The 13959-nt window shown below is 62.6% G+C and carries 15 protein-coding genes (1 of these 15 running past the window's edge); 3 read left to right on the forward strand and 12 right to left on the reverse strand.

The genetic code is table 11. From position 1 onward, the window contains the following. Positions 1-9 precede the first annotated feature (9 nt). The 7 genes from J3B00_RS11065 to J3B00_RS11095 form a co-directional block, all read right to left on the reverse strand. Positions 10-375 carry a Na+/H+ antiporter subunit G gene (locus J3B00_RS11065; RefSeq protein ID WP_209867557.1) on the reverse strand — a complete coding sequence of 122 codons (366 nt, stop codon included), beginning with the start codon at positions 373-375 and terminating at the stop codon, positions 10-12. Continuing rightward, positions 372-650 carry a K+/H+ antiporter subunit F gene (locus J3B00_RS11070; RefSeq protein ID WP_101318314.1) on the reverse strand — a complete coding sequence of 93 codons (279 nt, stop codon included), beginning with the start codon at positions 648-650 and terminating at the stop codon, positions 372-374. The genes J3B00_RS11065 and J3B00_RS11070 overlap by 4 nt, the downstream gene beginning before the upstream one ends. Next, entirely contained in the window at positions 647-1135 is a 489-nt protein-coding gene (locus tag J3B00_RS11075) for a Na+/H+ antiporter subunit E (protein WP_209867558.1), read from the reverse strand. The genes J3B00_RS11070 and J3B00_RS11075 overlap by 4 nt, the downstream gene beginning before the upstream one ends. After that, entirely contained in the window at positions 1132-2808 is a 1677-nt protein-coding gene (locus J3B00_RS11080; protein ID WP_209867559.1) for a monovalent cation/H+ antiporter subunit D, read from the reverse strand. Before J3B00_RS11080 ends, J3B00_RS11075 begins: the two co-directional genes overlap by 4 nt. Next, positions 2805-3149, reverse strand: coding sequence for a Na+/H+ antiporter subunit C (locus J3B00_RS11085; protein WP_209867560.1), 345 nt, complete (start codon positions 3147-3149; stop codon positions 2805-2807). Before J3B00_RS11085 ends, J3B00_RS11080 begins: the two co-directional genes overlap by 4 nt. Beyond that, positions 3149-6079 (reverse strand): monovalent cation/H+ antiporter subunit A, encoded by a 2931-nt coding sequence (locus J3B00_RS11090; RefSeq protein WP_209867561.1) that lies wholly within the window; start codon positions 6077-6079, stop codon positions 3149-3151. The genes J3B00_RS11085 and J3B00_RS11090 overlap by 1 nt, the downstream gene beginning before the upstream one ends. 150 nt (positions 6080-6229) lie before the next feature. After that, positions 6230-7177: a DMT family transporter gene (locus tag J3B00_RS11095; RefSeq protein WP_209867562.1), complete on the reverse strand. Its 948-nt coding sequence runs from the start codon at positions 7175-7177 to the stop codon at positions 6230-6232. An 84-nt stretch (positions 7178-7261) separates the two neighbouring features. Here J3B00_RS11095 and J3B00_RS11100 point away from each other — a divergent pair, with 84 nt between their 5' ends. Continuing rightward, entirely contained in the window at positions 7262-7825 is a 564-nt protein-coding gene (locus J3B00_RS11100; RefSeq protein ID WP_209867563.1) for an XRE family transcriptional regulator, read from the forward strand. A gap of 61 nt (positions 7826-7886) precedes the next feature. Here the strand turns inward: J3B00_RS11100 and soxR are convergent, their stop codons facing one another. Further along, positions 7887-8357, reverse strand: a complete 471-nt coding sequence (gene soxR, locus J3B00_RS11105; protein WP_209867564.1) for a redox-sensitive transcriptional activator SoxR — start codon at positions 8355-8357, stop codon at positions 7887-7889. A gap of 87 nt (positions 8358-8444) precedes the next feature. Here soxR and J3B00_RS11110 point away from each other — a divergent pair, with 87 nt between their 5' ends. Then, entirely contained in the window at positions 8445-8825 is a 381-nt protein-coding gene (locus J3B00_RS11110; RefSeq protein WP_209867565.1) for an antibiotic biosynthesis monooxygenase, read from the forward strand. Here the strand turns inward: J3B00_RS11110 and J3B00_RS11115 are convergent. After that, positions 8804-9574, reverse strand: coding sequence for an alpha/beta hydrolase (locus J3B00_RS11115; protein ID WP_209867566.1), 771 nt, complete (start codon positions 9572-9574; stop codon positions 8804-8806). The two genes, J3B00_RS11110 and J3B00_RS11115, sit on opposite strands and share 22 nt — an antisense overlap. Then, entirely contained in the window at positions 9558-10670 is a 1113-nt protein-coding gene (locus J3B00_RS11120; protein WP_209867567.1) for a DUF3182 family protein, read from the reverse strand. The genes J3B00_RS11115 and J3B00_RS11120 overlap by 17 nt, the downstream gene beginning before the upstream one ends. Before the next feature lie 146 nt (positions 10671-10816). Between J3B00_RS11120 and J3B00_RS11125 the strand changes: the two genes are divergently transcribed. Beyond that, entirely contained in the window at positions 10817-12625 is a 1809-nt protein-coding gene (locus tag J3B00_RS11125) for an aminopeptidase P family protein (protein WP_209867568.1), read from the forward strand. Between the two features lie 50 nt (positions 12626-12675). Here J3B00_RS11125 and J3B00_RS11130 read toward each other — a convergent pair whose 3' ends face one another. Together J3B00_RS11130 and rhtA are read right to left on the reverse strand one after the other, a co-directional pair. Continuing rightward, entirely contained in the window at positions 12676-12957 is a 282-nt protein-coding gene (locus J3B00_RS11130; protein ID WP_209867569.1) for a hypothetical protein, read from the reverse strand. A 191-nt stretch (positions 12958-13148) separates the two neighbouring features. Continuing rightward, a protein-coding gene (gene rhtA, locus J3B00_RS11135; protein ID WP_209867570.1) for a threonine/homoserine exporter RhtA crosses the window boundary here: on the reverse strand, positions 13149-13959 show its 3' portion. 77 nt of this gene lie beyond the right edge of the window; the window shows 811 of its 888 coding nt (coding positions 78-888); the start codon falls outside the window, past its right edge; the stop codon is at positions 13149-13151.

Consider the following 13959-nt stretch of genomic DNA (forward strand, 5'->3'; position numbering starts at 1 on the left):
CGCGGTCACTCAGTTACCACGATCACCGCCACTGCTAACCTCTTCAGGTACCTTCTGGCCGGCGGCGCGCTTGCGAAACAGCGCGGCCCTGGCCAGTAGCAGGGTGGTCACCGGCACGGTGATCGAGAGCAGGATCGGGATCAGCCAGGCATGCAGGATCGGCCCTTGCTTGAGCCAGGAAAAATACAGGATCGACGCCAGGCTGACGCACCATGCACCGATGGTCGAGGCCAGTGCCGGTGGATGCATGCGTTGGAAATAGTCCTTCAGCCGCACCAGGCCGATGGCGCCGATCAGGGCGAACAGGCTGGCAGTCAGCAGCAGGCCTGCAGTGATCAGCTCAAGCCAGAGCGGTAGTTCAAGGGCTTCGGTCATTCGATCACCTCACCGCGCAGGAGGAATTTGGCCAGGGCAAACGAGCCGACAAAGCCGAACAGGGCAATCAACAGTGCGCCTTCAAAGTAGGTATCACTGGCATAGCGGATCCCCAGTACCAGCATCATCAACATGGCCAGGATATACAGGTAGTCCAGAGCCAGGACCCGGTCCTGTGCAGACGGGCCGCGAAACAGCCTGACCAGCGCCAGGGCCATGGCGATGGTGAAGATGAACAGGCTGGCGAGAATGGCGTTGGCGAGCAGGCCAGTCATTCGAAAATCTCCATCAGCGGGCGTTCGTAGGTGTTTTTGAAGTGCTCGATGAACAGCGCTTCGTCTTGCAGATCGAACACATGCAGAAGCAGTACGCTACGGTCCAGCGCCAGCTCCGACCAGACCGTGCCAGGCACCACTGTGGTGATCATGGACAGCGCGGCCAGGCCGTGGGCGTCGCGCAAGGCCAGCGGAATATGCACGAAGGCAGACTGCGGCGGCCGGCGTCCGGCGCGCAATACGCTAGCCGCTACCTGCAGGTTGGAGCTGATCACATCAACGCCCACCCGGCCAATCAGCTTGGCAATCACCCAAGGCCGGCGCACGTGAGCGTGCTGCGGGCGCAACGGTGCCATCAGGATCGGCGCGAGGATGCCCAGCAGCGCTCCCAGCAGCAGGTTGCCGGGGCTGACCGACAGGTTCAGCAGCAGCCACAGAACGAACAGCGCCAGCGACAGTAGCGGGGCAGGCAAGAATCGGTTCATGGCTGCACCTGCACGTCAAAGGTAGTCGGACCTGGCACAGGCCGTGTGGCCATCACCGCTTCGATATAGGCTTCAGGCGCCTGCAGGCTGGCCGCGGCGTCCTGGGTGTAGCGCAGCAGCGGCTCGGCCCTGAAGCTGAGGATGATGCACAAGCCCAGCAGGATCACGATGGGCAGGCATTCATAGCGACGCAACAGTGGCGACGGGCGCTCTTCTGGCTTCCAGAAACGCTGGATACCGACGCGGCCGAAGGCGATCAGCGAGGCCATGCCCGAGAGGATCAGCAGCGCCACCAGGCCCCAGCCAGCGGCAGACAGCGGTTGCTCCGGGGTATTGCCCAGGCCGAGCGGGTTGAACAGGGCGCTGATCAGGCTCAGTTTGCCGATGAATCCGGACAGGGGCGGCATGCCGATGATCAGCAGGGCGCAGGCAATGAAGCTCAAGCCAAGGAACGCCATGGTCCAAGGAATGATCTGGCCGATCACTGCTTTTTGTTCGTCATCGAGGTTGATGCCCTTGGGCGGATGCAGCGACTCCAGCGGTGAGGGCATGCCTTCATCGTCATCCAGAGGGGCCTCATTGGCCGAACGTGAGCGCTCGACCAGTTCCGCCAGAAGGAACAACGCGCACAGCGCCAGGGTCGAGCTGACCAGGTAGAACAGCGCACTGCCGGTGAGGATCGGCTGGCCGAAACCGACTGCCGCCATCAACGTGCCGGCTGAAACCAGGATGCTCAGTGCCGCCATCCGCTCCAGGCGCTGAGCGGCAAGAATCGCCACAGCGGCCACTGCCAGGGTCGCCAGCCCGCCATACACCAGCCACTCTCCGCCAAAATGCGCCGATGCGCCGGCCTGCCCGGAAAACAGCAGCGTCCACAGGCGCAACACGGCATACAGGCCAACCTTGGTCATGATGGCGAACAACGCGGCCACCGGTGCACTGGCTGAGGCGTAGGCCGGCACCAGCCAGAAGTTCAGTGGCCAGATACCGGCCTTGGCCAGGAAGGCGATGGCCAAAATCGCGGCGCCCGCGTGGAGCAGGCCGCGGTCGGCTTCAGGTACCAGCGGGACCTTCAGGGCCAGATCGGCCATGTTCAGCGTACCGGTGACACCGTAGAGCATCGCGGCACCTACCAGGAACAGCGACGAGGCAAACAGGTTGATGGCGATGTAATGCAGCCCAGCCTTGACCCGTGCCCGTCCTGAACCGTGCAGCAGCAGGCCGTAAGAGGCCGCCAGCAATACTTCGAAGAACACGAACAGGTTGAACAGGTCGGCGGTCAGGAAGGCGCCGTACAAGCCCATCAGCTGGATCTGGAACAAGGCGTGGAAGCTGGCGCCGGCACCATCCCAGCGAGCACGGGCAAACAGCAGGGCGCAGACGCCAATCACGCCGGTGAGGGTCAGCATCAGCGCCGACAAGTGGTCGACCACCAGCACGATGCCGAACGGCGCCGGCCAGTTGCCGGGCAGGTACACACCAATGGACTCGGCTTGGCCCTGGGTCCGTACCCAGGTCAGCAGAACCACGGCAATCGCCAGGCCGGCAATGCTCGACAGCAGATTCAGCTGGCCCTTGATGCGCCGGCGCTTTTCGCCCAGCAGGAGCATCACCGAGGCGGTCAGCAACGGCAGCAGGATCGGGGCAATGATCAGTTGATTCATCCAGCTCATTCGTCACGCTCCCGGCCATCGACGTGGTCGGTGCCTGTCAGCCCGCGAGAGGCCAGCATGACCACCAGAAACAGCGCGGTCATGGCAAAGCTGATGACGATTGCGGTCAGTACCAGGGCCTGCGGCAGGGGATCGGTGTAGTGCAGCAGGTCTTGGGTGACACCGTTCTTGATGATCGGCTCCTTGCCGATGAACAGGCTGCCCATGCTGAAGATGAACAGGTTGACACCGTAGGACAGCAGGCACAGGCCCATGATTACCTGATAGGTACGTGGACGCAGGATCAGCCAGACCCCGGAGGCGGCCAGGACGCCGATGGCGACTGCAATGACTTCTTCCATCAGGCGGCTCCTGTCTGGCGGGATTTAGGTGGGCTGGTCCGCTGTGGCGTGCCGGGACGATAGGCACGCACCGACTGGTGCGCCAGCGCCGTGAGGATCAGCAGGGTCGAACCGACCACCACGGTGTACACGCCGATGTCGAAGAACAGCGCGCTGGCCACATGCACGTCACCCAGCAGCGGCAGGTGCAGGTGGGCGGTATGGGTGGTCAGGAACGGGTAGCCGAGCAGCATCGCCCCGGCGCCGGTGAGGGTGGCGCAGAGCAGGCCGGTGCCCATCCAGCGCAGGGGACGCAGGCTCATTTGCGCCTCGACCCACTGCGTGCCGGCGACCATGTACTGCAGAATGAACGCCACCGACATCACCAGGCCTGCGACGAAACCGCCGCCCGGCTGGTTGTGACCGCGCATGAACAGGTACATCGACACCAGCAGGGCGATCGGCAGCAGCAGGCGTACCAGCGCCGCCGGGACCATCATGAAGCCCAGTGCGGTATCGGTGGCATGCCTTGGGTTGATCAGGTCAGTGACCACGTCGGGTGCCAGCTGGCGTTGCTGGGCGGGCAGCTGCATGCTCTCTTTCGGAGGGCGGAAGCGGCGCAGCAGGGCAAACACGGTCAAGGCCACGGCGACCAACACGGTGATCTCGCCCAAGGTATCGAAGCCACGGAAGTCCACCAGCATCACATTGACCACATTGGTCCCGCCGCCTTGGGGCAGTGCCCGGCTGAGGTAGAACGAGGAGATGTCGTTGGGCGTGGGACGGGTCAGCATGGCGTACGACAGCAAGGCCATGCCGCCGCCGACCAGGGCCGCCAGGAGCAAGTCGCGCAGACGCCGCAAGCGAGCCCGCTCGAGACTGCCGGGCAGCGGCGAGACGCCTTCGATTCGCCGCGGCAGCCAGCGCAGGCCGAGCAGGATCAGCACGGTGGTGACCACTTCCACAGCCAGTTGGGTCAGGGCCAGGTCGGGGGCCGAGAACCAGACGAAGGTAATGCAGGTCATCAGGCCGCAGACGCTGACCATGATCAATGCCGCCAGACGATGGTACTTGGCCTGCCAGGCAGCGCCGATGGCGCAGGCAATGGCGATCAACCAGAGCGCGACGAACACCCCGGAGCCGGGGATCTTGGGTCGATCACCCCAGCTCAGGCCGCTGTACAGCAAGGGCGTGAGGCCGGCAATGAACGCCGCCAGCACCAGCATGAACAGCTGCTTCTGCAGGCGCCGGGTGGTCAGTATGGATTCGATGCGGCGGGCCATCAGCATCAAGCGCACCAGACCATGCTCGAACAGGCGCTTGCCGTTGAAGCGCTCGATCAGTGGCGGGTAGGGGAAGCGGCCCATGCGCAATTGCTTGCGCAGCAGCAGGTAAAGCACCACGCCGCCGCACATGGCCACCAGGCTCATGATCAAGGGTGCATTCCAGCCATGCCAGATCGCCAGGCTGTACTCGGGCAGGGTCCCGCCGACCACGGGCAAGGCCGCAGCGGCCAGCAGCGGGCCGACCGACTGCGCGGGGAAGATTCCCACCACCAGGCAGGTCAATACCAGCAGTTCAACCGGCGCGCGCATCCAGCGTGGGGGTTCGTGCGGTGTGTGTGGCAGATCCTGGGCGGTGGGGCCGAAGAACACATCGACGGTGAAGCGCAAGGCATACGCCACGCTGAAGGTGCCGGCCAGGGTGGCAATTACCGGCAGGGCGGCTTCAACCCAGGCTGTGGAGGTGATGAACACCGTTTCAGCGAAGAACATCTCCTTGGACAGGAAGCCGTTCATCAGCGGTACACCGGCCATCGAGGCGCTGGCGACCATGGCCAGGGTCGCCGTGTAGGGGACCAGCCGGATCAGCCCGCTGAGGCGGCGAATGTCGCGGGTACCGCTCTCGTGGTCGATGATCCCTGCAGCCATGAACAGCGACGCTTTGAACGTTGCATGGTTGAGGATATGGAACACTGCGGCGACTGCCGCCAGTGGGCTGTTGAGGCCAAGCAGCAAGGTAATCAGGCCGAGGTGGCTGATGGTCGAGTACGCCAGCAGGCCTTTCAGGTCGTTCTGGAACATCGCGGCAAACGCGCCCAGCAACAGGGTGATGGCGCCGGCACCGCCGACGATCCAGAACCACTCCTCGCTGCCGGACAAGGTCGGCCAGAGCCTGGCCAGGAGAAACACCCCGGCCTTGACCATGGTCGCCGAGTGCAAATAGGCCGATACCGGTGTCGGCGCCGCCATCGCGTGTGGCAGCCAGAACTGGAAGGGGAACTGCGCGCTCTTGCTTAGCGCGCCGATCAGGATCAAGGGCAGCAGTACCGGGTACAGCGCGTGCTGACGAACCGCCTCACCGGACGCCAGGACCTTGTCCAGGTCATAGCTGCCGACCACGTGGCCGAGCAGCAACGCGCCCACCAGCAGGCACAGGCCGCCGGCGCCGGTGACCATCAGCGCCATGTAGGCGCCGCGGCGGGCATCGGCGCGGTGGTGCCAGTAGCCGATCAACAGGAACGAGAACAGGCTGGTCAGTTCCCAGAAAAATACCAACTGGATCAGGTTGCCGGAGATCACCAGGCCCAGCATCGCCCCCATGAATGCCAGGAAGAACGCGAAAAAGCGCGGGACCGGGTCTTGCGGCGACATGTAGTAGCGGGCGTACAGCGACACCAAGGTGCCGATACCCAGCACCAGCAGCGAGAACAGCCAAGCGAAGCCGTCCATGCGCAAGACCAGGTTCAGGCCGAGGCTGGGCAGCCAGAGGAACTCCTCGCGGATTACGCCGCCATCGGCAATCTGCGGGTACATCAATGCCACCTGGACGGTGCCGACCAGGGCTACGAGTCCCGCAAGAATGGACTCGGCGTTTCGGGCATTGTGCGGCAGTACGGCCGCCAGGCAACTGCCCAGGAACGGCAGAAGCAATAGCACTATCAAAGACATAGCGACCTAATCTGGGGGAGTTTGCCAAGGATGATACGTGCCGATGGGTTGATCACCAACACGTAAGCTGTCGCAGAATCCTACAAAAACGGTGTGACAAGCTGTTTTTTTATAACAGTTTTTTACAAAGCATAGTTGCCGAATGCCGCTTTATCGTCCCGAATCGCCTTCGCGGGGCGCAATAATTGCCTGCTCAGCTTCGCTGCGGGCGCGGCGAATCTTCAGTTCGCTGACCACGACCGCAAGTACGATCAGCAGCCCGCCGAGCAAGGCGATGCCCGGCAAACGCTCCCCGGCGATGCGCCCAACTACCCCGGCCCAGACCGGTTCGCCGGCATAGATCAGGGTTGCACGGGTTGGCGAAACCGACTTTTGCGCCCAGTTCATCGCCACCTGAATGATCGCGCTCATCAGGCCCAGGCCAATCGCGCTGGTGAGTAGCAACCAGGAAAAATTGGGCAGTTGCTCTTGGGTTGGCACGATCATCAGGAACGCCAGCGCCGACGCGGTAGCCAACTGCACCACGGTGACCCGGCGCACGTCGACCTGGCCGGCGTAGCGGCTGATCAGGATGATTTCGCCAGCAATCGCCACCGCACTGACCAAGGTGACCAGCTCGCCTTCGCTGAAGTGCAACCCACCCGCGGTCGGCCCAGCCAACAGCATCAGGCCGACAAACGCCAGGCAGATACCGATGCTCGGCATCAGCCCAGGGCGTCGTCCCAGCACGAGCCATTGCAACAGAGGCACGAACGGCACATAGAGGGCGGTGATGAACGCTGATTGGCTGCTGTTGATGGTTTGCAGGCCCATGGTCTGCAGACCATAGCCAAGCATGATCGTCACGCCGATCAGCACGCCGGCCTTCAATTCGGTGAGGGTCAGACCCGGCAGTGCGCGCGCCGATACGACGCCTACAAACAATGCCGCAGCCGCAAAGCGCAGGCCGACAAAGAACATCGGCCCACTGACGCTCATGACATTGTGGACGATCAGAAATGTGCCGCCCCACAGCATGGTAATGAACACCAGGACCAGTTCGGCCTTGCTCAGGCGAAAGGACACAGAGGTCTGGGGGCTGTTGGAGGGTTGGCTCATGGTCTTGCACACTCGGCAGGGGCGGCGCACAATCGCCGCAAAATTGTGCAGTATACTGCGCAGCCCCTAAAAGTGAGCAATATAGTGCACAAAAATTCTGCGCACCGCGCCTCGGTTCTTCAGCATGTCAGCCAGAATGTGCGCCACCTGCGCAACCTGGCCGGATTGAGCCAGACCACCCTGGCGCAGCGTTCGGGTGTCAGTCGACGCATGCTGGTGGCGATTGAGGCGGGCGAGAAGAACGTCAGCCTGACCACCCTCGATCTGATTGCCGAAGCGCTGGGCGTGGTTTTCAGTGCGTTGATCCAGGCCCCCGACCAACGTGACCTCAGTCGTATCAATGAACTGGCCTGGGCCGGCGAGCAGCCCGGCAGCAAGGCTGTGCTACTGGGCACCAGCCCGGCGCGGCGCGAAGTAGAGCTGTGGGAATGGACCCTGGCCCCGGGCGAGTGCTATGCCAGCGAAGCGGACGCCGACGGCTGGAGCGAGCAGATCTACGTCGCTGACGGCAGCCTGACCCTGATTATCGAGGGGCAGCAGCACTGCCTCGGCACGGGCGACTTCCATGTCTTCCCAAGCAACTGCAGCTATGCCTACCGCAATGACGGCGATCTGCCGGTGCGCTTCGTGCGCAATGTAGTGATCTGACCGCCGGCGCGAGATGTGGGCAGGGGTCTCCGGATCACTCGCGAAAGCTGGGTATTGTTTTTCAGCGAGAAGCTGACGAATCCGATGGGTGCGGCCCAGGTCCGACCTCTGCCAGGCGATCGTGGTGATTGCGCAGCGGGCACTCCTTCAACGACATGCAGCCACAACCAATGCAGCCATCGAGTTGGTCACGCAGTACGCTCAAGGCTTGTATGCGTTGGGTGAGGTCTTCGCGCCAGCGCGCGGACAGGCGCTGCCAGTCCTCGGCGCTGGGGGTGTGTTCAAGAGGGAGGCTGGATAGCGCCTGGGCGATGTCCGCGAGAGGAATACCCAAACGTTGGGCCATCTTGATCACGGCAATTCGACGCAGCATAGCCCGCAGGTAGCGGCGCTGGTTGCCAGCGTTGCGCGTACTGTGGATCAGGCCTTTGGTTTCATAGAAGTGCAGGGCGGTGACCGCCACCCCACTTCGGCTGGCCAATTGGCCGACGCTGAGCAGACGCTCGTCGATGCTGGGTGGCGTGCGCGGCATGCAAATCAATCCTTGACCTTGAGTTAGCTCGAGGTTTTACCCTGCCGGCCATCACTGCTGCAAGTATCCATTGCAAGGAGACCGCTAATGGTAGCCAACCTGAATTCACTGTGGTTCACCCAGATGATCGAGTATGAGGTTCCCGCTGCACGGCAGGCAGCGCTCGCCGAGGCGCTGGTCCAGCGCAGCGAGCAGGTGGCCGCGCGTTGCGCCGGGTTGCTGGGGGTCAGCATTCAGGCCAGTGACGACGGCAGCCGGGTCCTGCAGTACCTGCAGTGGCGATCACGCCAGGAATGGGTGGCAGCGACCTCCAGCTTTGGCGAAGAGCCGTTTCTCGACTTGCTGCGTCAGCACCAGGCCAGGGGCGTGACCTTCGCGGCCTACCAGGCGCTGCGCAGTCTGGTGCGCAGCGCCGAGGACGGCTTGCATTGCGAGGTCGGCGAGCGTCAGGCATACCACGGCGCATAGTGCGGGTAGCGGTCCAGGCGCGCACCAATGACCATCTCGCCGATCCATGCGGTAAGGATCGCACTGTAGGCTTTCTGACTTTGTTCACTGGACAGGGCATGGTCAGCGCCGTCGACGGTACGGTGGGTCAGCGAGTGGGCGCTGACGAACGCCGAGCGGTAACTCATCAGGGTGGTGTGTGGAACGTAGTCGTCTTGCTCTGACTCGACCAGCAGTACGTCGCCGGCAAACTCGGCGCAAGCCGCCAGCGCGCGGTTGTCAGAGGGGCCGAGTTGGCGCCGGCGGTAGTCGTTCAGGCGCTTGCGGTCGAGGGCCTGCTTGGGCAGGCTCCACTCGTCGTCCCAGTACAAAGCCGGGACCCTGAGGGCGAGCCACTTGACCGGGCGTTGCAGGGTTAGCAGGGTGGCCAGGTAACCTCCATAACTGCTGCCAATGATCGCGATTGCACCCGGGTCCACCGCCGGGTGGCTGACGAGCCGGTCGTAGGCAACCAGCAGGTCGTCGAGATTTTGCTCGCGCGTCACGCTCAGCCGTTGGCTCTCGGTCTTCTCATGGCCGCGCAGGTCGAAGGTCATGCACACACAGCCCAGGCCAGTGATCTGCCGGGCGCGTGCCAGGTCGCGTTGCTGGCTACCACCCCAGCCATGCACGAATAGAATCCCTGGCATCTTGCTTCCTGGGCTTACCAGGGTGCCGGCAATGGTCTCGCCCTGGACCTGTAGCTCGACGCTTTCACTCTGAATGCCCATGCTCGCGGATCCGTGCGTACTTGCTGAATTGTCCGAGTTCACTGTCGTTCCCCTGGTAGAAGAGTGTGGCGTCTGCGGGCAGCTCGGGCGTGCCGAACACTTCGTGACTCGACGCGCGCACGCGTTGCAGTGTCGGGTCGTCGGCGAATGCCTGCAGGGCGAGAATTTCCGCGCTGCTCGCGCCGCCAAGTCGCCAGGACTGCTCAAGTACTCCGCTGCGAAGGTGGTTGTGCTGATCAAGGCCGCGGGCAATGTCGTAATTGCGCCGGGAGGCGACAAAACCAGGAAAGTGCCGCTCGGCAGCGGCTTCGTACGCCATGGCCTGATTGATTGCCAGGCGTACCGAGTCCTCCAGCGGCAATTGCAGAAGGCTCAGGTAATCTCCGCGTACCACCACCAGGTCGGATCCGCCATATACCTCGATACCTTGGTGATCATGGGTCAGGCTCTGGGTGCCGTGGTAGCTGCAGGTCAGGCCGGCAACGCGTACCTGGCCGACACTGAAAGTCTCGACGTTATCAAGGTTCTCTTCCAGTACCAGCCCCCATAGGGCGAGGTTCTGTTGGTCGATGCTGGCCAGCAAGGGTTCAAGTTGATCAAGCTGCTCGATCACCTGTTGTCCGCGTCCGGCGGTGGCCTGGACCGGTTTGATCCGCACCGCACCCTCGGGTAACAGCAGTTGCGCCGCACGACGGGCATCGTCCTTGCTGAAGACGGTGTAGCCCTTGAGCAGGGCATCACTGGCCTGGCGGGCGAAATCGTCGGTCCAGCCGGGTGGGTAGCTGCCATTGGCAGGTAGTGGATGAGAAATCGCCTTGGTCGCCATGTAAGGATGGCTGACCATGCCGCCAAACAGGTCACGTTCACTGTTGATGCCGAGTGGCTGGTAGCGTTGCGGGTCGATCAGGGTTTCGGTAGGCATATAGTAGTAGCAGTCGCTGGCCTGTGGCGGCTGCTCGGGCTGTGCTCGGCCAATGCCCAGCAGACCAGCGAGGGCATCCGCCAGCTTGAGGTGGGTAGCGTGCTCGTGATCGGGTGTGCGCTCGCGGGTGTCAAGCAACACCACTGCGCTGTGCAGCTCTCGGGAACGGGGCATGGTTGATCTCGTCCGCAGGGAGTGTATGGAGTGTGAAGCCACGGCGGCGGCGAAGTTCAGCGTGCTTGATCAGCGGTTGCCGGGCGCAGCTCGGCTGTTCCATTATCGTCCCCTTGATAGTTGAAGATGTGATCGCAGGAGTGCGCATGAACAGTCAGTCGCCGATTCAGCAACGCGTGCCAGTGCGCCTCGCGCATGTGCGTGACGTAATGGTCAAAGAAGGGGTGGATGCCCTGCTGGTACCCTCTGCGGATCCACACCTCTCCGAGTACCTGCCCGGCCATTGGCAGGGGCGTCAGTGGTTGTCCGGCTTCCAGGGTTCGGTTGGCACGCTGGTGGTAACAGCGGATTTCGCCGGGCTGTGGGTCGACAGTCGCTACTGGGAACAGGCAGAAAAAGAATTGGCAGGTACTGGTATCGAGCTGATGAAGTTGATGCCGGGGCAACCAGGTGTTTTCGATTGGCTGGGTGAGCATGTCACTCGGGGTGGTAGCGTTGCGGTGGACGGTGCAGTCCTGGCGCTAAGCGCCTCCCGCCAGTTAGTGCAGAGTCTGCAAGCTCGCTCGGTGCGGTTGCTCACCGACAGGGACCTGCTCTGCGGGATATGGGACGCACGGCCTGCGCTGCCCGGCAATCCGGTCTACCAGCATCTGGCGCCGCACGCCACGGTCACCCGTGCGGAGAAATTGCTGGACCTGCGCCGCACGCTGCAAGAGAAGGGCGCAGACTGGCATTTGATCTCCACCCTCGACGACATTGCCTGGTTGTTCAATTTGCGGGGCAGCGATGTTTCCTATAATCCGGTGTTCGTATCCTTTGCGCTGATTGGCAAGGAGCAGGCGTTCCTGTTCGTCGGCCTCGACAAGATTGATCAGCACCTGCGTCAGGTGCTGTCGGTGGACGGTATAGAAGTGCGTGACTACGCCGAAGTGGCGCAAGCCATGGCTGCCATCGCCGCGGGCAGTCGTCTGCTGATCGACCCGGCGCGGGTCACCTGTGGCGTGCTGGATGTCCTCGATTCGCAGGTGTCACTGCTTGAGGGGGTCAACCCGACAACCTTGAGCAAGTCGCGTAAAGGTGAGCGCGAGCTGACGCACATCCGTCAGGTGATGGAACAGGATGGCGCAGCGCTCTGCGAGTTCTTTGCCTGGTTCGAAGCCAGCCAGGGCTCGCAAGTCATTACCGAGCTCAGCGTTGATGAGCAATTGAGTGCGGCTCGCGCCCGCCGGGCAGATTTTGTTTCGCTGAGCTTCGCTACCATTGCCGCTTTCAATAGCAACGGCGCGATGCCGCACTACCGTGCGACCGAGCAATCCCATGCGGTGATCGAGGGCGATGGCCTGCTGTTGATCGACTCTGGCGGGCAGTACCTTGGTGGCACCACTGACATTACCCGGATGGTTGCGGTCGGCACCCCAACCCTGGCACAGCGCCAGGACTGCACTCGGGTGCTCAAAGGCATGATCGCCTTGTCACGGGCCAGCTTCCCCCGCGGCATCCTGTCACCGCTGCTTGATGCCATTGCGCGCGCCCCGATCTGGGCCGATCAGGTCGATTATGGCCACGGTACCGGGCATGGCGTGGGTTACTTCATGAATGTTCACGAGGGGCCGCAGGTCATTGCCTATCAGGCGGCGACCACACCGCAGACTGCCATGCAGGCGGGGATGATCAGCTCGATCGAGCCGGGGACCTATCGGCCTGGGCAATGGGGCGTGCGGATCGAGAACCTGGTGGTCAATCGCGAGGTCGGCAAGAGCGCCTTCGGCGATTTCCTGGCTTTCGAGACTCTGACGTTGTGCCCGATCGACACCCGCTGTCTGCTGCCAGAGTTGTTGAGTCAGGAAGAGCTGAATTGGCTTAACGACTATCACCACCAGGTACGCTCGCGCCTGGCTCCGCTGCTCGCGGGTGACGCGTTGGCCTGGCTCATGGCACGTACGGCGTCGATCTGAACGGCGGCACCATGAACAAGGGCAGCTCGTGGGCTGCCCTTTGTTTTGGTCTATTTGCAGATGACGATCATGCTGCGGCTGGTGTAGCCGGCGGGGTTGATCCCGAAGAGGTAGTCGCCGGGCTCTTCGTCGCTATCGCCCGAGCGGGCAACGACCCTAAAGCCGCGGCTGCCACAGGCGGTTGCCGCCTTGCTGTTGCACTTCTCCCATGAGGAGGAGAGGCCGGAGCAATTGATATGCAGACCCTTTTTCCCCCGCTTGACCTCGGTTTTCGCGGTAGCGGCGCACCCGGCAATGGCCAGGATGGCCAGGATGAGCAAAATACGTTTCATTCCTGTCCTTAAATGAGGGGGCGACCACATGCCTGCCCCGTCGTCATCGCTTCGATTGCTTCCTGAGATGTCCCTGTCGTCCGTGTCCGGCACAGTAGATAGCGTAATCTTTATGATTTTGTGACAGCTTAATCAGCGCGGCGAATGGGTACAACCGCAAAACGCCGTCTCAAATGAAAATATTTCTCATATCAGTCGGCGGCTACCGCTGGCGCGGTGTCTTTGCGCATGGACAGCGTGGCGCCTACCGAGGCGGTGATAATGGCGCCGATCGCCAGCCACTGCGCCTCGCTCAATACCTCGCCCAGAAACAACAGCCCGGAAAGAGCGCCGAATGCAGGCTCGATGCTCATCAGCGTACCGAAGGTGCGTGCCGGCATGCGGGTCAGGGCAACCATTTCCAGGCTATAGGGCAGGGCAGTGGAAAGCACCGCCACCCCCAGCGCTATCGGAATCAGTGCAGGGTTGAGCAATGCACTGCCAGCATGTACGACACCGATCGGCGCCACGAACAAGGCTGCGATCATGACCCCTAGCGCGGCGGTCTGAATACCGTTCTCGGCGCCGGCCTTCTGCCCATAGAGGATATACAGTGCCCAGCAGACACCGGCGCCGAGCGCATAGCTGGCGCCTACCAGGTCGATGGCGTTATCCGTCTGGCCGATGGGGATCAACAGCAGCAGGCCGGCGACCGCCAAGGCGATCCAGACAAAGTCCAGCGCTCGTCGTGAGGCCAGGATCGCTACGGCCAACGGGCCTGTGAACTCGAGTGCCACGGCGATTCCCAGTGGGACGCTGCGCAGGGACATATAGAAGAGGAAGTTCATCCCGCCTAGCGCCATCCCATAGATAATCACGCTGCGCCATGTGCTGCTGTTCATGCGCGCTCGCCACGGGCGTAACAGAAGCAGCATGATGATGCTGGCAAATACCAGGCGCAGCGTAGTGGTGCCCTGCGCCCCGACCAAGGGGAACATGCCCTTGGCCAGTGAAGCGCCAGAC

It is taken from the genome of Pseudomonas sp. BP8 (assembly GCF_017875955.1).
Taxonomy (GTDB): domain Bacteria; phylum Pseudomonadota; class Gammaproteobacteria; order Pseudomonadales; family Pseudomonadaceae; genus Aquipseudomonas.